Annotated in this window: 18 protein-coding genes and 1 pseudogene; 14 read left to right on the forward strand and 5 right to left on the reverse strand. The window is 60.0% G+C overall.

Annotated elements, in window-relative coordinates; all coding sequences use genetic code 11:
- Nucleotides 1-3: 3 nt before the first annotated feature.
- From HJB89_RS20140 to HJB89_RS20150, 3 genes are all read right to left on the reverse strand, one after another.
- Nucleotides 4-840, reverse strand: coding sequence for a carbohydrate ABC transporter permease (locus HJB89_RS20140; RefSeq protein WP_207582879.1), 837 nt, complete (start codon nt 838-840; stop codon nt 4-6).
- A 4-nt stretch (nt 841-844) separates the two neighbouring features.
- Entirely contained in the window at nt 845-1720 is an 876-nt protein-coding gene (locus tag HJB89_RS20145; protein ID WP_007633420.1) for a carbohydrate ABC transporter permease, read from the reverse strand.
- 95 nt (nt 1721-1815) lie between these two features.
- Nucleotides 1816-3249, reverse strand: a complete 1434-nt coding sequence (locus HJB89_RS20150) for an extracellular solute-binding protein (protein ID WP_207582880.1) — start codon at nt 3247-3249, stop codon at nt 1816-1818.
- A 296-nt stretch (nt 3250-3545) separates the two neighbouring features.
- Between HJB89_RS20150 and HJB89_RS20155 the strand changes: the two genes are divergently transcribed.
- The 12 genes from HJB89_RS20155 to HJB89_RS20210 all read left to right on the forward strand — a co-directional run bounded on the left by HJB89_RS20155 (nt 3546) and on the right by HJB89_RS20210 (nt 15405).
- Nucleotides 3546-4430, forward strand: a complete 885-nt coding sequence (locus HJB89_RS20155) for a sugar phosphate isomerase/epimerase (protein WP_221116111.1) — start codon at nt 3546-3548, stop codon at nt 4428-4430.
- A 62-nt stretch (nt 4431-4492) separates the two neighbouring features.
- On the forward strand, nt 4493-5707 hold the full coding sequence (locus HJB89_RS20160; RefSeq protein WP_207582882.1) for an ROK family transcriptional regulator: 1215 nt from the start codon (nt 4493-4495) through the stop codon (nt 5705-5707).
- Nucleotides 5708-5737: 30 nt separating this feature from the next.
- The gene (locus HJB89_RS20165; protein WP_221150438.1) at nt 5738-6715 is read left to right on the forward strand and encodes a sugar kinase; all 978 of its coding nucleotides are present in this window, start codon (nt 5738-5740) and stop codon (nt 6713-6715) included.
- Nucleotides 6715-7992 carry a D-tagatose-bisphosphate aldolase, class II, non-catalytic subunit gene (locus HJB89_RS20170; RefSeq protein ID WP_221150439.1) on the forward strand — a complete coding sequence of 426 codons (1278 nt, stop codon included), beginning with the start codon at nt 6715-6717 and terminating at the stop codon, nt 7990-7992. The genes HJB89_RS20165 and HJB89_RS20170 overlap by 1 nt, the downstream gene beginning before the upstream one ends.
- A 29-nt stretch (nt 7993-8021) precedes the next feature.
- Nucleotides 8022-8747, forward strand: a complete 726-nt coding sequence (locus tag HJB89_RS20175; protein WP_221116109.1) for an SDR family oxidoreductase — start codon at nt 8022-8024, stop codon at nt 8745-8747.
- Nucleotides 8748-8758: 11 nt separating this feature from the next.
- Nucleotides 8759-9532, forward strand: a complete 774-nt coding sequence (locus tag HJB89_RS20180; protein WP_207582886.1) for an SDR family NAD(P)-dependent oxidoreductase — start codon at nt 8759-8761, stop codon at nt 9530-9532.
- A gap of 157 nt (nt 9533-9689) precedes the next feature.
- Entirely contained in the window at nt 9690-10514 is an 825-nt protein-coding gene (locus HJB89_RS20185; protein WP_221140329.1) for a class I fructose-bisphosphate aldolase, read from the forward strand.
- A 20-nt stretch (nt 10515-10534) separates the two neighbouring features.
- On the forward strand, nt 10535-11689 hold the full coding sequence (locus tag HJB89_RS20190) for a Gfo/Idh/MocA family protein (RefSeq protein WP_221150440.1): 1155 nt from the start codon (nt 10535-10537) through the stop codon (nt 11687-11689).
- The gene (locus HJB89_RS20195; RefSeq protein ID WP_207582889.1) at nt 11689-12360 is read left to right on the forward strand and encodes a D-lyxose/D-mannose family sugar isomerase; all 672 of its coding nucleotides are present in this window, start codon (nt 11689-11691) and stop codon (nt 12358-12360) included. Before HJB89_RS20190 ends, HJB89_RS20195 begins: the two co-directional genes overlap by 1 nt.
- Nucleotides 12360-13412, forward strand: a complete 1053-nt coding sequence (locus tag HJB89_RS20200) for a carbohydrate kinase family protein (RefSeq protein WP_207582890.1) — start codon at nt 12360-12362, stop codon at nt 13410-13412. Before HJB89_RS20195 ends, HJB89_RS20200 begins: the two co-directional genes overlap by 1 nt.
- Before the next feature lie 137 nt (nt 13413-13549).
- Entirely contained in the window at nt 13550-14338 is a 789-nt protein-coding gene (locus tag HJB89_RS20205; RefSeq protein WP_207584252.1) for an L-iditol 2-dehydrogenase, read from the forward strand.
- Between the two features lie 56 nt (nt 14339-14394).
- The gene (locus HJB89_RS20210) at nt 14395-15405 is read left to right on the forward strand and encodes a zinc-dependent alcohol dehydrogenase family protein (protein WP_221150441.1); all 1011 of its coding nucleotides are present in this window, start codon (nt 14395-14397) and stop codon (nt 15403-15405) included.
- Here HJB89_RS20210 and HJB89_RS20215 read toward each other — a convergent pair.
- Nucleotides 15402-16436, reverse strand: a complete 1035-nt coding sequence (locus HJB89_RS20215) for a LacI family DNA-binding transcriptional regulator (RefSeq protein ID WP_221140321.1) — start codon at nt 16434-16436, stop codon at nt 15402-15404. The genes HJB89_RS20210 and HJB89_RS20215 overlap by 4 nt on opposite strands.
- Nucleotides 16437-16616: 180 nt before the next feature.
- Between HJB89_RS20215 and HJB89_RS20220 the strand changes: the two are divergent.
- Both HJB89_RS20220 and HJB89_RS20225 read left to right on the forward strand, forming a co-directional pair.
- Nucleotides 16617-16730, forward strand: a pseudogene (locus HJB89_RS20220) (lipase); the annotation flags it as partial.
- 121 nt (nt 16731-16851) lie between these two features.
- The gene (locus HJB89_RS20225; RefSeq protein ID WP_221140319.1) at nt 16852-17997 is read left to right on the forward strand and encodes a right-handed parallel beta-helix repeat-containing protein; all 1146 of its coding nucleotides are present in this window, start codon (nt 16852-16854) and stop codon (nt 17995-17997) included.
- 90 nt (nt 17998-18087) lie between these two features.
- Here the strand turns inward: HJB89_RS20225 and HJB89_RS20230 are convergent, their stop codons facing one another.
- Nucleotides 18088-19422 (reverse strand): O-antigen ligase, encoded by a 1335-nt coding sequence (locus HJB89_RS20230; protein ID WP_221131274.1) that lies wholly within the window; start codon nt 19420-19422, stop codon nt 18088-18090.
- Between the last annotated feature and the right edge of the window lie 180 nt (nt 19423-19602).

The raw sequence follows: 19602 nt of genomic DNA on the forward strand, positions 1-19602 counted from the left end.
GCTTCATCCTTTCACTGCGCCGAAGGTCAGGCCGGCAACGATGTGACGTTGCACCACCGAAAAGACGATGAGCGCCGGAACCAGTGTCAGCATTGAGATCGCGGCCATGATGCCCCAGGCCGTCCCCGTGGTCGTCACGTATTCCGACAGGCCGGTGGTCAGTGTCCGCGCATTGAAGTTGGTGAGCGTCGCAGCGAGGAGGTATTCGTTCCACGCAAATACCCAGGTCAGGATCAGCGTCACTGCAAGTCCGGGCCGCGCCAAAGGAAAGACGATGTCGTAGAGGACGGTCCATGGGCTGGCGCCATCCATATAGGCCGCCTCGTCCAACTCCTTCGGAATTCCCTCTACGGTCGGGCGTAGCGTCCAGATGGCGAAGGGAAGGTTGAAGGAGCAGTAGACCAGGATCATGCCCAGCCGGGAATCGGCGAGCGAGAAGTCGCCGATCCTGTAGACCTGCGTCAACAGCAGGAAAAGTGGCAGGAGGAAGACCGCCGGAGGCGCCATGCGGTTGGTGATCGTCCAGAAGAAGATGCTCTCCTTGCCGGCGAGGTCGAAGCGTGTCAGCGCGTAGCAGGCAAAAAAGCCGAGCGTCGTGACGAGCAGCGCGTTGCCTGACGAAATGATCATCGAGTTCAGCATGTATCCGCGCAAGGTCGGATTTGTGAGCACGTCCTGGTAGTTCTTCCAGAAGAAGCTGCGGAGAATAACATCGGGCGTCGAGAACAGATCGAAGGGCTGTTTCACCGATATGACGAACAGCCAGTAGATCGGGAAAAGGGTCGCTAGGCTTATCAAAGTCCAAAGTACGACCGGAAGCCAGGGGTTCTGGGTCTTCATCGCGTCAACCTCTCTTCACGCGGGGCGCAATCAAGCCGACGTAGAGCAGCCAGCAGACGACGATCGTCAGGTATAGGACGATGACGGAGATCGCCGAACCGTAGCCGTAATTCGTCTTGGGGAAGACTTCCTTGAAGATATGGACACCGATGTAGCGTGTCGATGAACCCGGGCCGCCTCCGGTCAGCATCAGCACTTCGTCGACGGTGCGTAGCGCGTCCATCAGCCTGATGAACACCGTGGCGAGCAGGGCCGGGCGGATCAAGGGGAGCGTTATGTGCCAGAAGATCTGGCTCTTGCCCGCGCCGTCAATCTGCGCCTGCTCGAACGGGTCTGACGGAAGCGAGACCAGTGCGGCGATCAGCGAGAGGGTGACGAGCGGCGTCCAGTGCCAGATGTCCATGATCACCGTGACGGTGAAGGCCGCGGCAGCACTCTGGCCGATGTTCAGATCGTAGCCGAACCAACTCCTGAGAAGATAGGGAATGATGCCGATGGACGGTGTGGTCATCAGCTTCCAGACGGAACCGACGATGATCGGCGCCATGATCAGCGGCAGGGTGTGGATCGTGCGAAACACCGCTTTCCCAGGAAAGTCCTTCAGCAGCGCCTGGGCGAGGATGTAGCCAAGGACCAGCTCCGACACGACCGCGAAGAAGACGAATGTGAGGGTGATGCCGAGCGAGGCCAGGAATTGGGGATCGAAGACGAGCCGCCGATAGTTGTCAGCCCAATTGAAGACCATGCCCGGGTTGGCTGCGAACGGGTTCCATGCATGGAACGAGACCCAGAGGACGTAGATGAACGGAAAGATCCCGAACAGCCCCAGGATCACGATGGTCGGTGACAGCAACAGCCACCCGAGCTTCTGTGAATGCATCGCCTATCCCCCATGAACGTTGTGTCGACGTCCGCCCCATCCCGGAGCGAAAGATGACGGGTCGTAGGACACGACCCGTCAGTTGGGGAGGATGTTTATTTGCGATAGCCGAGCGATGTCAGTTCCTCTTCGGCCTTGGCCGCCATCTGGTCGAGGCCTTCATCGGGAGCGATCTTGCCGGTCAGGATGTCGTAGAAGATCGGAGCGGTCGCTTCACGCACCTGCGCATGGAAGGGGTAGGGAGGAGCGCCGGCGAAGAGTTTGCCCTCGTCCTTCAGCATCGTGTAGAAGCCGCCGAGCTTGATATCCATCTCCTTCACCTTCGGATCGTCGAACGTCGCCTTGTTGGTGATGCGTGGTGCGGCGATGGCCCAGTCGGGCTGCACTTCGTTCTGGCCGATGAATTCGAGGAACAGCAGCGATGCTTCCTTGTTCTTCGACGTGATCGGCACGCCGAAGGCGCCGCCATCGTAGTAGCCGATGTAGCCCTTTCCGGCTTTCGCATCGTCCAACACGCCTGGCTCGAGCGGCGGCAGAGCGAATCCGACCTGTCCCACAACCTTCGACTGCGCGGGATCGCTTGCAATCCACGCAGCATTCTCACCGTAGATGAGCCCCTGGGCGACACGGCCGGCGGCGAAGGTCGTTGCGGTTTCCGTCCAGGTCGACTGCGTCGATTCAGGCGGAGCGATGTCGCGCAGGTGCAGCCAATACTTCAACGCGGCCTTCGCCTTGTCGCCGTTCATCGTGCCGCCGTGTTCGACCGTCGCCGCATAGTTGTTCTTGGCGTCGATGCCCCAATTGTAGACGCCGAACGTCGGTACGATGGACTCGAAGAATTCATACCACGACGCCGGATGGCCCGTATGGGCTTGAGCGGTCGTGCCCCAGAGCTCCATGCCATTGTCCTTGCCGTACTTCGTGAAGAATTCGGCGATCTGAGTGTATTCCTCGTGTGTGGTCGCCGGCTTCAGGTCCTTGCCGGTTTCCTTCTTGAAGGCCTCCTTGATCTTCGGATCGTCGAAAAGGTCCTTGCGATAGAGATATGTCTTCAGAAAAGCTTCCATCGGAGTGCCGAAGAGATCGCCACTCGCATCCTTGAAGTAGTCGGAGAAGCTGGTGAAATTCGAGTCGTCGTAGGTCGGCGCCTTCAGATCCGGCTGATCCTTCAGCGTCTTGGTGATGTCGACGAGGAAATTCCTGGCCAGATAGGAGTAGATGATGTCCTGCTCGATATAGACCATGTCATAGATGCCGGTCTTGGCTTCCATGTCCTTGATGGCCTTGTCGTACATCTGATCCCAGGACGTCGTCTCGATTTCGACCTTGATGCCGGTCTTCTTTTCGAATTCCGGAGCGAGCACGTTCTTGATGTAGTTCGATGGCGGGGTGCTTTCGGTGACGCCGTGCAGTGTCACACCCTTGAATTTTGCGCCGGCGTCGGACCAGAAGTCAGCCCAGGCCGGCGAAGCGGTCGTCGCGAGGCCGAGCGTCAGCGCAAGCGCGCTAGCCTTCAAAGCATAGTGCATTTCCAATCCTCCCAGATAGCAGCGAGATCATTTCGCCGGTGCTTTGTGTAGGCCAAAAAAACTGACAGCGCAACATTTGTTGTCTAACCATGCAAATAGATGGTCTATCCCATTGATTTTCGCAGGAACAAATTTCCCCAGCGAATGTGAGGCGATGGCAATGGGCATAAAATGCTGCATTGCAAAGTAATTTTGCGAGGCAATAAAAGGAGCGTGTCGAAATTTATTTGTTGTCTTGCCAAACTAAATGGCATAGCACTGGGCGAAATCACTGGCATATCGTGGAGGAAAAACCTATGCGTCGATTGGGTATCCATTCATTTGTATGGACGGGCGGCCAAACGCAGGAAGGCCTGGAAATGGCCCTCAACAAGACGGCGGAACACGGATATCGCACCATCGAATTTGCCTATCTGCGCCCCGAGAAATTCAATCTCGATCGACTGGCAAAGCTTGCACAATCTCTCGATCTGGAGATTGGCGTGACCATGGGCCTGCCGCTCGACAAAGACGTATCGAGCGAGGATGCTTCTGCGGTGTCCGCCGGCAAGCAGACGCTGGCCGACGCCGTTCGTGCGGTCCGCGATATCGGCGGCAACAAGCTCGGCGGGATTCTTTATTCCGCGCACACCAAGTACAATCGCCAGCCGACGAAGAAGGGCTGGGACAACAGCGTCGCCGCGATCGCCGCGACCGGCGAAGTCGCCAGGCAGGCGAACGTCGACCTGGTGCTGGAGGTAGTCAACCGGTTCGAGACGAACCTGCTGAATACCACGGCGCAAGGGCTCAAGTTCATCTCCGAGACAGGATCGCAGCATGTCCGTCTCCATCTCGACACGTTCCACATGAACATCGAAGAAGCCAATCCGGCCGCCGCGATCCGTCTTGCCGGCGATAAGATCGGTTACTTCCACATCGGCGAAAGCAATCGCGGCTATCTCGGAGACGGCGTCATCAACTTCGATCTGATCTTCGACGCGCTGCTCGACATCGGTTACAACGGCGACGTCGTGTTCGAGAGCTTCTCGACGACGGTTGTCGATGAAGGCCTGTCGCTCGCCTGCGCGATCTGGCGCGATACCTGGGAGGATAATGATTTGCTTGCGGCGCACGCGAAGCGCTACATCGAGCTGAAATATGACGAGGCCAAGCGTCGCCGCGCCACAAGCGCGCGGCCCTGAATATCCTTCTGACAGCCTGTTCCAGTCGTGTAAGGGTTGGGCGACTTGGAGGGAACTGAAATATGAACGACACCGTCTCCATCGGAAGTTCGCCGCGCAGGATCCGGCAGAACAATATCGTCGCCGCCTTGCAGACGATTTACGCCCACCGAAGCCTCAGCCGGGCCGACCTCGCCCGCAAGCTCGGCATGAACCGCTCATCCTCGGGAGAGATCGTCGCCGAACTGACGGAGGGCGGATTCGTTCAGGAGTCGGAGGAGAGCGGCAAGCAGCGCCTGGAGCATTCCCGTGCCGGTCGTCCCGGTATCATGCTCGAACTGGTTCCGGATGCTGCATTCTTCGTCGGGATCGAGATCGGCGTCGAACATATATCGGCTGTGGTTGTCGACCTCTCCGCCGAGGTTCGGGCATGTCGGAAAATGGCGTTCGACACACCGTCTTCGACGGTGGAGGAGGCCGTGGCGCAGGGTATCGAACTGATTATCGGCGCAATGGCTAAGAGGATGATCGACAGGTGCAAAGGCTTGGGCCTATCGACGCCGTCCCACGTCCGTCCGGATGGGTTTGTCACGCTGGCGCCGATCATCGGCTGGCGAGACGTGCCGTTGAAAGAGATTGCCCGGTCAGCCTTCCCGGCCGCCGTGCCGATCGCGGTCGAAAACGATGCCAATGCGTTTGCGATCGGCGACAGCTATCGTCACGGCGTCGCAGGGGTGACCCTGTTTCTGCTGATGGAAACGGGCGTCGGCGGCGGCATCATGATCGATGGCAAGCTGTTTCGTGGCGGCCACGGTCTGGCGGGAGAAATCGGCCACACCCTGGTGCCGGGAAGCGGCGGTCAGAAGCTTGAACAACTGATCGGTCGCGAGGTGCTCATCAAGCAGTATCGCGAGGCTATTGGACGCGACGACGCGGATCTGCAGGATTTCCTTGGCGGCGTTCGTGATCGCGTCCCGGCCGCGGTCAATATCGCCGAAACCTGGTCGCGCCATCTCGCATATGCATTGCTGCAGGCCTGTCGTCTGCTCGACCCGGACAGGATCGTACTCGGCGGCTCCGTTGCATCCCTCTACCCGATGGTGGCTGCCCGCGTAGCGGTCCATATGTCGGAAGGCCAGAACATCGCTTTCCCCACGCCGGAGATCGTCGTGGACGATGATGCGGAGTTTCGTTCGGCCTTCGGGGCGGCATGCATGTTGCACCGGCGCTTTCTGTCGCTGGAAAGCGAGGAGTTCGGCAGCGAGGACGGTGTGCCGGTCCCATCGGCGATGAGTTAACGACAACAGGGATCGAAAGCAGGATTGCAAATGGCTTCAATACTGGCTCCGGACGCGCTTGGTCCCACGGTTTGCGTGGGGGAGATCCTCGTGGAGATCGTCGCCACGACGGTTGGAGACGGGTTCCTCGAAGCCCAGCCGCTCGTCGGTCCGTTTGCGAGCGGAGCGCCGGCGATCTTCATTTCGCAGTGCGGCCGCCTCGGCGGTAAGGCGGCAATGGTGGGCGCCGTCGGCGATGACGATTTCGGCTGCGTCAATACCGATCGCCTCAAACGCGACGGCGTCGATGTTTCGGCGATCTCGATTGATCCGGACTATCCGACGGGAAGCGCCTTCGTTCGTTACCGGAAGGATGGCTCCAGAGATTTCGTCTACAACATCGCCACCTCGGCCGCCGCGCGCTTCGGCTGGTCTGAATTGGTCGGCAATCTCATTGACCGGAGCGGACATCTTCACGTGATGGGCTCCGCCCTGTCGGTTCCGAGTGCGCGCGCGGTGATCGACAAGGCGGTCGGCATCGTCAAGACGCGCGGGGGAACGCTGTCGGTGGATCCGAACCTTCGCAAGGAGCTGAAGCTGGACGAGGACACCGAGCGCCGGTTTTCCAAGCTTGTCGCCGCCGCCGATCTCCTTCTGCCTTCCGGAGAGGAGCTTGAGCGTGCCGCAGGTGTCGAAGGCGAGGCAGAAGCGATCGGGCGCCTGTTCGAGATTGGCGTCAAGGAGATCGTGCTGAAGCGCGGAGCCGACGGCGCGACCTACTTCGGCAGCCAGGGAGACCGCGTCGATGCTCCGGCCTTTGTCGTTCAGGAGGTCGACCCTACGGGCGCCGGCGACTGCTTCGGCGGTGCCTATCTCACCTGCCGGCGGCTCGGAATGTCTCCGCAGCAGGCTCTGACCTATGCCTCGGCCGCCGGCGCCCGCAACGTCATGGTGCTGGGTCCGATGGAAGGCGCCGGCAGCCGCTCAGAACTCGATGCGTTTATCGCTTCAACGGAAAGGCGGCGGTAATGCAGGTGCATCTCAACGAACTGGCCAGGCAGAGGATGGAAGGCCACCCGAGAGGCGTGACCTCCGTGTGCTCCGCCCATCCGATCGTGCTTCGAGCTGCGCTCCGACACGGGCGGCAACAGGAGAGCACCGTGCTGATCGAAGCGACCTGCAACCAGGTCAATCATCTCGGCGGCTATACCGGGATGACGCCAAGCGACTTCGCGTCCCTCGTCATGACGATCGCGGCGGAGGAGGGTTGCCCCGAAAAACTGATCGTTCTCGGTGGCGATCACCTCGGCCCCAATCCCTGGCGCGACCGCCCGGCGGAAGAGGCCATGGCCGAGGCGGAGAAGATGGTTGCCGCCTATGTCGACGCCGGATTCCGCAAGATTCACCTGGACGCCTCGATGGGCTGCAAGGGCGAGCCGACGGCGCTCGACGACGAAACCACCGCCCATCGCGCCGCCCGGCTTGCCGCGGTCGCCGAGGCTTCGGCCAGGAAGACCGGAGGCGCAATGCCGGCTTACGTCATCGGCACCGAAGTGCCGCCGCCCGGCGGGGCCGACCATACCTTGACGACGATCGAGCCGACGGCTGCCGCGGCGGCGCTGAAGACGATCGACGTCCACCGCCGGATATTTGCGGAGGCTGGACTCGGGCAAGCGTTTGAACGGGCGATCGGGCTGGTCGTTCAGCCGGGCGTCGAGTTCGGCAATCAGAATGTCATCTTCTACGACCGCAGCAAGATAGACGGCTTGAAATCGGTGCTCATCGACGAGCCGCAATTTGTGTTCGAGGCCCACTCGACGGATTATCAGCGGACCAGGCCGTTGACCGCGCTGGTGAAGGACGGGTTCCCCATTCTGAAGGTCGGTCCCGAGTTGACCTTCGTCCTGCGTGAAGCGCTCTACGCGCTCGACGCGATCGCTTCGGACCTCTTGCCCGACTACGGCCAGCGTCCGCTCTATGCGGCGATGGAAGCGCTGATGCTCGATCAGCCGGGCAATTGGAGCCGCCATTACCAAGGGACAAAAGCCGAGATGCGTTGGTTGCGACATTACTCGCTGTCCGACCGCATCCGCTATTATTGGGCGTCGGCTGAAGGGCAAGATGCCGTCCGGCGCCTGTGCAGGGCCCTTCGAGGGCAATCCGTCCCGCTGCCATTGTTTTGGCAGTATATGCCGGCCGCGCAGGATTTTGCAGACGCGCCGCTCGATCCGGATGAGGTTCTGATCTGGAGAGTGATGAACAGTCTCGCCGACTATCACGCCGCCTGCGGCGTCGGGAAGAATTAGCAATCAGGATCAAGCAGGAGGAGAAATCGATGCAGGAATTGAAGGGGAAGATCGCGGCGGTCACGGGCGCAGCGTCCGGCATAGGATTGGCCTCGACGGAGGCAATGCTCGCCGCGGGCGCCACCGTCGTGCTGGTGGACCGGGATGAGAAGGCACTTGAGACGGTTTGCGATCGGCTTGGCGAGCGCGCTATTCCGCTCGTGATCAATCTACTGAATCCGAACGAGTGTGCGGGACTGCTCGAGGGAGTCCTGTCGAAGGCCGGCAAACTCGATATTCTGCATGCCAATGCGGGCACCTATATCGGCGGCGACCTTGTGGAAACCGACCTCGATACGATCGATCGGATGCTCAATCTTAACGTGAATGTCGTCATCAAGAACGTTCACAATGTCATTCCTCACATGATCGAACGGGGCACTGGCGACATTGTCGTCACCAGCTCCGTCGCTGGACATTCGGCGATCCCATGGGAACCGGTATATTCGTCATCGAAGTGGGCGATGACCTGCTTCGTCCAGACGATGCGACGCCAGCTTCTGAAAAACGGCATTCGCGTGGGATCGGTGTCTCCCGGGCCGGTGATCAGCGCTTTGCTCGCGGATTGGCCGGAGGAAAACCTTCGCAAGGCCAAGGAGGCTGGAGCTTTGATCGAGCCCAAGGAGGTCGCCGACGCGATCATCTTCATGCTGACCCGGCCGCGCAACGTCACCATCCGCGATATCGTGGTACTTCCAAGCGCATTCGACATCTGAAGGAGCCTGATATGAGCTACCAGGAGAAATTTCGCCTCGACGGTGAACGTGCGGTGGTCACGGGGGGAGGGCGTGCGATCGGGCTGTGCTGCACCGAGGCGCTGGCGGAGGCAGGCGCCGCTGTCGTCGTCATCGAACGCAGCGAGGCCGACGCCCAGCAAGCGCTTGCGTTGCGCGATAAGGGGTACGATATCGAAGTCCGGGTGGGCGACGTCACCGACGCCGGCCGAATGGATGTAATCGCCAATGAGCTTGCCGGCGGAGCCCGGCCGGCGACGATCCTCGTCAACAATGCCGGGATCGGTCAGAACGGCATCGCGGCGGAGGATCTCACCGATGCCGATTGGCTGCGCATGATGGACGTCAATCTCAACGGCGTCTTCTGGTGCTCGCGCGCCTTCGGTCGTCACATGATCTCGATGAAGCGGGGCGCCATCGTCAACCTCGGCTCGATGTCGGGGCACATCTGCAACCGGCCGCAGCCGCAGACGGCCTACAACGTCTCCAAGGCGGCAGTCCATCACCTCACGCGCTCGTTGGCCGCCGAATGGGCGCAGCATGGCATCAGGGTAAACGCCGTCGCGCCCACCTACATCGAGACACCGATGGTGGTGGCCGTCGAAGCCAATCGCGAGCGGATTCCAATCTGGCTCGCCGACACGCCGATGGGCAGGATGGGAACGCCGGAGGAGGTCGCAAGCGCGGTCCTCTTCCTCGCCTCAGGCGCTGCCAGCCTGATGACCGGCGCCATCGTCAACGTCGATGCTGGGTTCACCTGCTGGTAGCGCTTTCGGGACGAGGCGCGAGCAGCGCCTCGTCCGAATTGGAAAACTGCCTGGCGCGATAATCAGCGGGTATGGAAACGTTACCACATCTTGTTGACTCGCATTCCTGCCCGATTTATTTGAATGTGGAAACGTTGCCATATCAGGGAGGAGCTTGATGAAGTCCGCACGGTTGAACCGACTTTTCGGCGTGTCCGGAAATTGTTTTGACGTCGCTATCGATCACGGCATGTTCAATGAACGAACATTCCTTGCCGGCATCGAGAATATGAAGACAGCCATCGAGGTGATCGCGCAGGCGGCGCCGGATGCCATTCAGCTTCCGCCGGGGACCGCACCCATTCTGCAGGCCATTCCCGGCAAGCATCGCCCGGCGCTGGTGCTGCGCACCGACATCGCAAATATCTATGGCAATCCCCTGCCATCTCAATTGTTTTCCGAAATGATCGACAGGCCGGTGGAACAGGGCGTTGCCTTGGATGCTGCCTGTGTCGTCGTCAATCTTTTGATGCTGCCGGACCAGCCGGAAGTCTATCGTGCCTGTGTGCGCAATGTGAACAGCTTGAAGCGCCAATGTGAGATCTACGGCATGCCGCTGATGGTCGAGCCGCTCGTCATGCAGGACAATTCCAAGGGCGCCTATATGGTCGATGGTGCGATCGACAAGATCCTGCCGCTTGTGCGCCAGGCGGCCGAACTCGGCGCTGATATCATCAAGGCCGACCCATGCGACAATGTCGAGGAATATCACCGTGTGGTCGAGATCGCCCAGGGCCTGCCGGTGCTGGTGCGCGGCGGCGGCCGCGTTACGGATCAGGAAATCCTGACCCGCACCAAGCAGTTGATGGAGCAGGGCGCCCGTGGCATCGTCTATGGCCGCAACGTCATTCAACACAAGAATCCCGGCGGCATGACGCAGGCCTTGATGGCGATCGTCCATGACAAGGCTTCCGTCGAGCAAGCCTCGCTGCATCTTGGCTGACGCGTCTGGGAGGACATGTCATGACGAAAATATTCCGCTTCGGCGTCATCGGCTGCGGTCTGATGGGGCGCGAGTTCGCGAGTGCCGCGGCGCGCTGGCTGCATCTGGCCGATGTGAAGGCGCGACCGGAAATTGTCGCCGTCTGCGATACCAATGCGACGCTGCTCGACTGGTTCAGGGATCATGTGCCGACCGTTCGCCAGGTCACCGCCGACTATAAGGAGCTTCTGGCCAATCCCGAGGTCGATGCAGTCTATTGTGCTCTGCCGCATGTGCTGCACCAGCAATTCTATGTCGACGTGCTGAAGGCCGGAAAGCATCTTCTCGGCGAAAAGCCCTTCGGCATGGACGCGGCTCAGAACCGGGAGATCATGGCGGTTCTCGCCGAGCACCCCGAACTCCTGGTCCGCTGTTCGTCGGAAATGCCGTTCTTTCCCGGCGCACAGAAGGTCATCGCCCTCGCAAAGCGCGGCGAGATGGGGGACATAATCGAAGTCGAGGCAGGTTTCCTGCACTCTTCGGATATCGACCGGCAAAAGCCGATCAACTGGAAGCGCATGGCCGAGATCAACGGCGACTATGGCTGCATGGGTGATCTCGGCATGCATGTGCTGCACGTGCCGCTGCGTCTCGGCTGGCGACCGACGACCCTGCATGCGCAATTGGTCAAAAAGGTCACCGAACGTCCGGACGGCAAGGGCGGCATGCTGCCCTGCACCACCTGGGACAATGCGACGATCAGCAGCCGCGTGAGCGCCGGGAATCAGGATTTCCCGATGGTGCTGAAAACCTGGCGCATCGCGCCCGGCGAATCCAACACCTGGTACATCCGCGTTCTCGGCATGAAGAAAAGCGCATTCTTCAGCACCAAGTCGCCGCGTCAGTGGCAGTGGATGGATTACAACGGCGGCGCGCAGGCTTGGAGCACCGAGGATCTCGGATACGGCTCGCTGTTTCCAGCCATAACCGGCAAGATCTTCGAATTCGGTTTTGCCGACGCCATCCAGCAGATGTGGGCGGCCTTCCTCGACGAGCTTGCCGGAGGCAATGCGAACGGGTTTGGCTGTGCGACGCCGGCGGAGGCGCAGGCGCATCATGCGGTCCTGACGGCAGCTCTGAAATCCGGCCGTGAGGACGTCGTCGTGCCGGTCGAGTATGAGGGGGCGTCCCTCTGATGCAGCGCTCCGAGATCAATGCCGCGTTGCAGCGAGCAATCGCGACCCTTAAACGTTGGCACTGGTCCTTGCCGGCATGGGGCTATTGGACAGCGGCGGATTTTGCCCTTCATCCCGAGGCATCGGCCTATTTGCGCGCCCATCAACTCGGGTGGGATGTCACCGATTTCGGCTCGAACCGATTTGCCGAATGCGGCCTCGTGCTGTTTTGCCTGCGCAATGGCATCGTTGATGTCGAGGGTGAACGGACCTATGCCGAAAAGCTGCTCTTCGTCGAGGAAGGGCAGCTCACGCCGACACACCGTCATGCAGCCAAGATGGAAGACATCATCAATCGCGCCGGCGGCGATCTCGTCATCGAATTCGCCGCCACCGATACCGATGGCCATCTGCTGAAGGATGATGTGACGGTTCCGGTCGACGGGCTGCCGCGCCGGCTCGCTGCATGGGAGCCGCTGGTTCTTCGACCTGGCCAGAGCGTGACCATCCGCACCGGGCTTTACCACCGCTTTTACGGCAGGAAAGGCGGCGGACCTGTCCTTGTCGGCGAGGTCAGCCAGGTCAACGACGACAACAGCGATAATTTCTTTTTGGAGCCGATCGGGCGCTTTGCCGCGATCGAGGAAGACGAGCCGCCGCTCAGGCCCTTGTGGAACGAAGGGGTCTGCTGATGCGAACCGGGGAGGAGGTTCACCAGCGCGACAGTCGCAAGCAGGGCGGCATCGTTTGCGCCGGAAATTTCATTGTCGATCGCGTCCACACCCTGTCCTATTGGCCAGAACAGGGCAATCTTGCGCATATCCTGCACCAGGATCTGGGCGTTGGGGGCGGGGCTGCCAATGTCGTCACCGATCTTGCCTCGCTTGGATTTCCCGGAAGACTGGCGGCGGCGGGATGCATCGGCGCCGATCCGGACGGAGAGATCGTCAAATCCAGGCTTGCAGTGGCCGGCGTCGATGTCGATGGTCTCACAGCGCTTGCCGACCGGGTGACGGCGCATACGCATGTGATGAATGTGCCCGGTCAGAACCGGACCTTCTTTTATCATGGCGGCGCCAACGATGCCGTCACGGACAAGCGCATCTCACCCGCGACCTTCGCCGAAGCCGGCTATCGGCTGTTCTACCTCGGTTATCTCATGCTGTTGCCGGGTCTCGACCGAATAGGGGCCGACGGTCTTTCGGGCGCCTCGCGCCTGCTCGAAGCCGCACGCCGCGCTGGGCTTACGACTTGCGTCGATTTCGTCTCGAGTGAAGACCCGGAATTTGCAGCCAAGGTCGGCGTCGCTCTGCCCTTCTGCGACTTCCTGATCATCAACGAGATGGAGGCGGGTCGGGCAACCGGCACTATCGTTCGCGATGCGAACGGAGATTTGATCGAGGCGGGGCTTTTGAAGGCGGGCGAGCGCCTGCTTGCCGCGGGCGTCACGAAGGGAGCGATCATCCACGCGCCGGAAATCTGTCTCTGGTTCGCGCCCGGCGCCTCCCCGATCATGACGCGTTCACGACCCGTCGATCCCAATGACATCGTCAGTACTGTCGGCGCGGGAGACGCCTTCTGTGCCGCCGTGCTCTACGGCCTGCATGAGAACTGGCCTGTCGAGCATATCTGCGCCGTCGCCCATGCTGCTGCTGCGCGTTGCCTGACGGGTGCGACGGCCACCGACGGTATCCCCGACATGTCTGTTCTGCTGCGGGAGGCGAAGGAGCCTAACCCGGCCTAGCCGATAGGCGTCGCCTCGGCAGAGGGCGGCTCCGACGAGCGTCCAGTCAAAAAGGGAGGAGCAAACATGAAGCGATGCATAATGGCCGCCGTGCATGGCGACTTTGCCGGTTTAGCGACGATCGGGGAGGCAGCGCGATGACATATACAGAAAACGCGCGGCTCTCCGGCAAGGTGGCATTGGTCACCGGAGGCGCCAGCGGTATTGGCAAAGCGGTATGCGAACGCTTCGCCGCTGACGGCGCCAAGGTTGTCGTCGCGGATCTCGACGGTGGACGCTGCGCGCGGGTGGCCGAGACGATCGGCGCTGATGCCTGGGGTTTAGCACTTGATGTGACCAGCCAGGACAGCATCGAAGAAGCCCTGCGCTTTTCCATCGCCGCCGCCGGCAAGATCGACATCCTGGTCAACGCCGCAGGCATTTACGACGTCGAGTCTATTCTGGAAATAACCCGGGAGCGAACCGCGAAGGTGTTTCAGGTCAATATCGAAGGCCTGATTTTCATGACACAGGCCGTTGCCCGGCACATGGTGGAGAGAGGAGAAGGTGGGCGCATCATCAACTTCTCGTCTCAGGCTGGACGTCGGGGCGAAGGACCGGCGGTGGCTTACTGCGCTTCCAAGGCGGCCGTCATCAGCATCACGCAAAGCTGCGCTCTGGAGCTGATCCGTTACGGGATCAACGTCAACGCCATCGCTCCCGGCGTCGTCGATACGCCGATGTGGGACGTCGTCGATGCAAAACTCGGCAGCCGGGAAGGTTTGAAACCCGGCGAGGTGAAGGCTCGCGTGGCCGCCGCCGTCCCCGCCGGACGATTTGGCGCCGCTGCGGAACAGGCTGCCATGGCAGCCTTCCTGGCCGGGCCTGATGCAGCATATATCGTGGCGCAATGCTACAATGTCGACGGCGGCAATGTCATGAGCTGAGCGCTTGGCCTAATCAGCAGGAATAGGCAATCGAACTTGAGGTCTGGAGGAGTGGAATGAGGGCTGTACGCTTGGAGTCGATCGGGTCTTTGACCATGCGCAGCGTTGAGAAACCGGTTGCCGGACCTGGCGAGCTGCTGGTCCGGGTCGCGGCGGCAGGCATATGCGGTTCCGACCGACACATGTGCAAGGGCGAATACCCGACTTCTATCCCCGTCACCATGGGCCACGAATTTTGCGGCATAGTCGAAGAGATTGGCAATGAAGTCGCCCGGTTTACTGGCGGCGAGTTGGTGACGGTCGACCCGAATATCGCCTGCGGCACCTGTCCGGCTTGTGCGCAAGCGCGGCCGAACCTGTGCGAGAGCTTGACCGCCATCGGAGTGACACGGGATGGCGGCTTTGCGGAATACGTGGCGGTGCCGCACGCGCAGGCATTCCTGTTGCCGGCCGACCTCGATCCCGTTCACGGCGCCTTCTGTGAACCGCTGGCCTGCTGTATCCATGCCATCGACAAGGCAAGGATCCGTCCCGGCGACGGCGTCGCTATCCTCGGCGGGGGAGTGATCGGCCTCTTGATGGTGCAACTGGCTCGTCTGGCTGGGGCAGGCAAGGTCATTTTGATCACGCGCCAGCAATCGAGACGCCAAACCGCTCTGCGCCTGGGGGCCACCCACGCCTTCGACCCGACCTCTTCGGACACAATCGCTTGTGTTCGGGAGATCACCAAAGTCGGCGCAGACGTGGTCATCGAGTGCGCCGGCGTGAGCGAAACTCTGCAAAGCGGCCTGAGGATGGCGCGGCGCGGTGGTACCTTTGTGCTTTTCGGGGTGACGCCGACAGGTGTCGAGGTGCCGGTTCTGCCCTTCGATCTTCTGATCAATGAAGTCGACATAAGGCCGGCCTACCTCAACCCCTTCACCCATTCGCGCGCCGCGGCACTGGTGGCAAGCGGGGCATTGGAACTGGACGCATTGGTCACCAAAACCATAGGTCTCGAGGAGGTCGCCGACGCGGTGGGCAACGCGCCATTGCCAGGCGAGATCAAGGTCATCGTCCGGCCCTAAAGCGGGTTTTTTCCGCTGCGGACGGGGCCGGTGGAATCGCGCGCGATCAGCGTGACCGGCACTTTGACGATCGAACCCTGTCGAGATCCGTGCCCCGTTTGCTGGTCCCCGATCAGCGCTTCCAGCAGCCGTGCTGCCTGCTGCCCGACATTGCGGATCGGCTGCGCGACCGTTGTCAGCCGTGGAAAGACGTAGGCTGCCTCTGGCAGGTCGTCGAAACCGACGACCGAATAATCGTTCGGAACGGAAAATCCGCGATCCTGGATCGCATGAATTGCGGCAATCGCGGAAACGTCGGTGGTGCCGATGATCGCGGTGACCTCCGGTCGAGACGCCAGCAATTCTCGCGCCAGCCGGTAGGTCTCGGCAAAGCTGTGCTCTTCCGCCATTGCCACGGCGGCAGGCGTGATGCCGTCTTTCGCCATTTCCGCCGTGATGCCTTGAAGGCGCAGCTGGATAGGCTGGCTGTGTGCCGGCGCCCCGACGATGGCGATCGCCCGGTGGCCGAGGCCGATGAGATGGCGCGCCATCAGCCGACCGCCGTCCTCATGATCGGCCATCACCGCGTCGTCGGCGATGCCCTTCAGCTCGCGGTCAATGGCGATGATCGGAATGTGGGCGTCCCGCAGTGCCCCGAAATGCTCGATGCTGCCGAAAGCGCTTGCGACGATGACCCCATCGACGCGCTGGGCGAGCAGCATGGAGATATAGCGTGCCTCGTGATTGATATTTTCCGCCGTGCTGCAGATCAGCGTCTGATAGCCGTGCTGAAACAACTCCTGTTCGATGGCATGGGCGAGGATGCCGAAGAACGGCACGTCAATCGACGGCAGCATCAGTCCGATCATCCGGCTTGGTGCACCGCGCAGCATACGGGCACCCTTGCTGGGGGTGTAGTTCAGTGTTCGGATTGCCGCCTCGACGCGGTCCCTGAGCTCGGGCGAGGCGTAACCGCTGTTGTTGAGCACACGCGAGACCGACGAGACTGACGTTCCTGCGAGTTTAGCGATATGTCTGATGCTGGTCGTCACGTGCTCGCATTTCTCTTTCTCGACAGCGCAAACGTCTTTTCAGATGCTGTAGCACTTTGAATGCCGCACAACTTATCCTTAAATCGACTCCGATTTAAGGAATTCGTACGCCACAACGAAGCCATTCGAATTTTTGGCTATTCGGCATTGATCGACAGCGGCCGGTTTAGCGGACAGGTGATGAACGACACAGTCATCCTTTTTCACGGCATTGCCCGAACGAAGAAAAGCATGGAGAAGCTCGCCGTCTTCCTGTCCGGAAACGGTTATCGCGTCGTGAATGTCGTTTCTCCGGGATGGGCGCTTCGTAAGCTGACACAGGATATGATCGGGAGTAGATGATTTCCGAATATTCAAACATCCGCCACACCTCCTCTGCTTAAATCCCGCTGCACCGCTATCGAAGGGAAATGCCATGCCCGCCATCCTGCGAAAGAAAATTCACGGCGCCGCGACAAGGGGACAGGTCATCGACGGGGCTGACGATATCGGCGTCGCCTATCAGGTGTTTTCCGATACGGTGGTGGAGGACGTGATCGTCAAGAATTCGCCTCGCGGCTTCAAATTTCACAACGGCCAAAATCTCACCGTCAGGCGATGCGAAACGGAGAATGTCAGGGGCGACGGCATCTATCTCACGAAGACGGCGCATGTGTTGCTGGAGAACAACCGCATGGGCGAGGCGCCGGGCGAGGGCGCAGATTGTTGCCAGTTTGCCTATCAAAACAGCGACGACAATATCAGCTCCGATGTCACGATCCGCGGCAACCTCTTCCTTCAGTCGCCGACGAGCACATCCAACAAGGGTGCACTGGTCTGCGACAAAACAAGACGATACCTTGTCGAATACAACTTCATCGGCGGCAAGAATTTTTCCTTTTCGTCGATCGGCGACGAAGCCGTCGTCCGCAGCAACATCATGCGCGACGGCAGGATGAATGACTATTCCTTCGGCTACGGCATCGGCGACAAGGCCGACCACGCCGGCCACCACGTCTATGACAACTGGATCGAGAACACCAATCGCGGCGTCAGCCTGAGCGGTTTTTCGGATCAGGAACAGGCATTTCGCAAAGACATTGATATCCACGACAACGTCATCAGCCAATGCGACATCGCATTCTTCGCCAACCGTCCGTGGTCCGGGAGCTTCCGGCGCAACATATTCCTGCGCTGCGAGCAGGATATCGTTTTGAAGGGAAAGGGCAAAGCGACCGCGGGTGATATCGATGGCAATTATTTCAATGACGGCAGCTTCCTGAACATCACCCCGCCGCCGCTTGCCTTCAAGCCCGACGGAAAAGCGTCCGTTTCGTCTGGCCAATGGTCATCCGAGCCCGATGAGATCCGCATCCAGTGGCGGGACAAGGGGATCGATATTCCAGGCGCCAACCGGCCTTCCGTCACCGTTGCGCCTGGCATGGAATTGTCCTGCGTGCTGCTGGCCCGCAAGGCGCAGAATTGGATGCTGGCGATCGCCGAGACGGCCTATGACGACTTCACGCCGCGCGCATGGCAGGAGCATAGGCTGCCTTGGCAGAAGCGCTATCTCTCGATCTAGATCGACCTATCGCTGGCGGCGCTGGAACTGGGGCGCGTGCCAACGCCATACAAGCCATCCCGGAGGCGCGCCAGACGTCGAGCCCTCCCCTCAGGGCTGGTGTAGATTCCGGTTTGTCCGCAACCTGGGACGCAGTTCGGAGAGCGCCATGACCATGTGGGGCCAGAGAATGAACGGTGCCAGCATCATGCCTGCCTCGGTCATGGCTCCAAGCATGATGAGGATGATGATGGCAATCTCCTTTCGCCTGGCGCCGGATTCGGCCGGATCGGCGTCGACGATGGTCATCTTCCTGAACAGGCGGGTCAGCAAAAACAAACTCCATGCGGCAATGCCTGGAATGCCGATATTCAGCGCTAACTCAAGATAGGTGTTGTGGGTCGAGCGGGCATCGAAGGTAACCTTGACATATTGCTCCATGACCTCGGGCTGACGAAACATCGCAAAGCCATAACCGGTTAGGGGCTTATCCCATATCAATGGCAATAGCTGTTCCCAGATGTTGGTGCGGCCTGAGAAAGTAATGTCTTTGCCGAATGCTTCTGCAACTGCCGAGGCCACCCCGAGATAAACGAAGCTGGCGCCGAAGCCGACGATCACGAACAACAGGAAAACGACGAAGGAACGAAAAAGACGGTTCGGGTAGATGTGAATAATGCGAACGCCGTACAGCATCATGCTGCCGAACATCGTCAAGACGACTGCTGTCGAGGACTTCGTTGCCACAATCAAGGCAAGAAGGCAAAGCATCGCAGCCCAGCGTATCAGGGTGCTGTAACGAAGCCGGCCGAGCTTTTCCGTCGATAACAGGCAGACAAAGCTGACCGAGCAAAACTGTCCCAACGTGTTCTTATGATAAAAAGCACCTTTGACCATGCCCGCATAGCTGCCACGCATGATGGCGAATTGTGGGAAAGCGACTGTGTAGAGAACGTTGATAAATGCCGCCGCTATCGCAAAACGCCCGAGTATCCGGAACGCTTCGACGTTGCCGTAGCGCGCACGGTACAGAAGAGGTGGGATTGCGAGAACGATGACCGCGGCCAATCCTTTTAAGGACGCGGCCTTGTCGATGGAGAAGACTATTGATGTCAGGCACGAAATGCCAACAACGACGATGAACGGTGAAATCCTTGAAAAGACCCGCAGGAACTGCTTTTGCTCCAACAGAAAATACAAGCCCGACAAAGGAATAAGGCTGTAGAGCAAGAGCTTCATCGGAAGTGGATCGACAAATGCGCCGTCTTCGAAGTTTGCGGGCAGGCCGTACCACATGCTTGTGGCCCGCCAAAGAGCAGCATAAAATGCTATTGTAAGAACAAGTTTTGCCAGCACATCGCGTCTGACCCGCCACCGGGGCACAGACTGCCGGTGGTAGCCCGCCGGATAGTGGTGTCTTGCTAAAGCTGCATCTTCTATCGTCATCAAAGGCTCACATAGATCAATCTGGAAAACTCCGGCTGTTCGCCACGATCAAGGCATGCCGGTATTCGATTGAACGGAGCCAGGAACTGATTTTCTGCATTCCTCGGCTTCCGCTCGCGAAGAACGAATTCGTTTGGGCGTTTCGATAACGTCGTCCTAGTTTCGCAAACTGCCCAGGGC

It is taken from the genome of Rhizobium sp. NZLR8 (genome assembly GCF_019685025.1).
Taxonomy (GTDB): Bacteria; Pseudomonadota; Alphaproteobacteria; order Rhizobiales; family Rhizobiaceae; genus Rhizobium.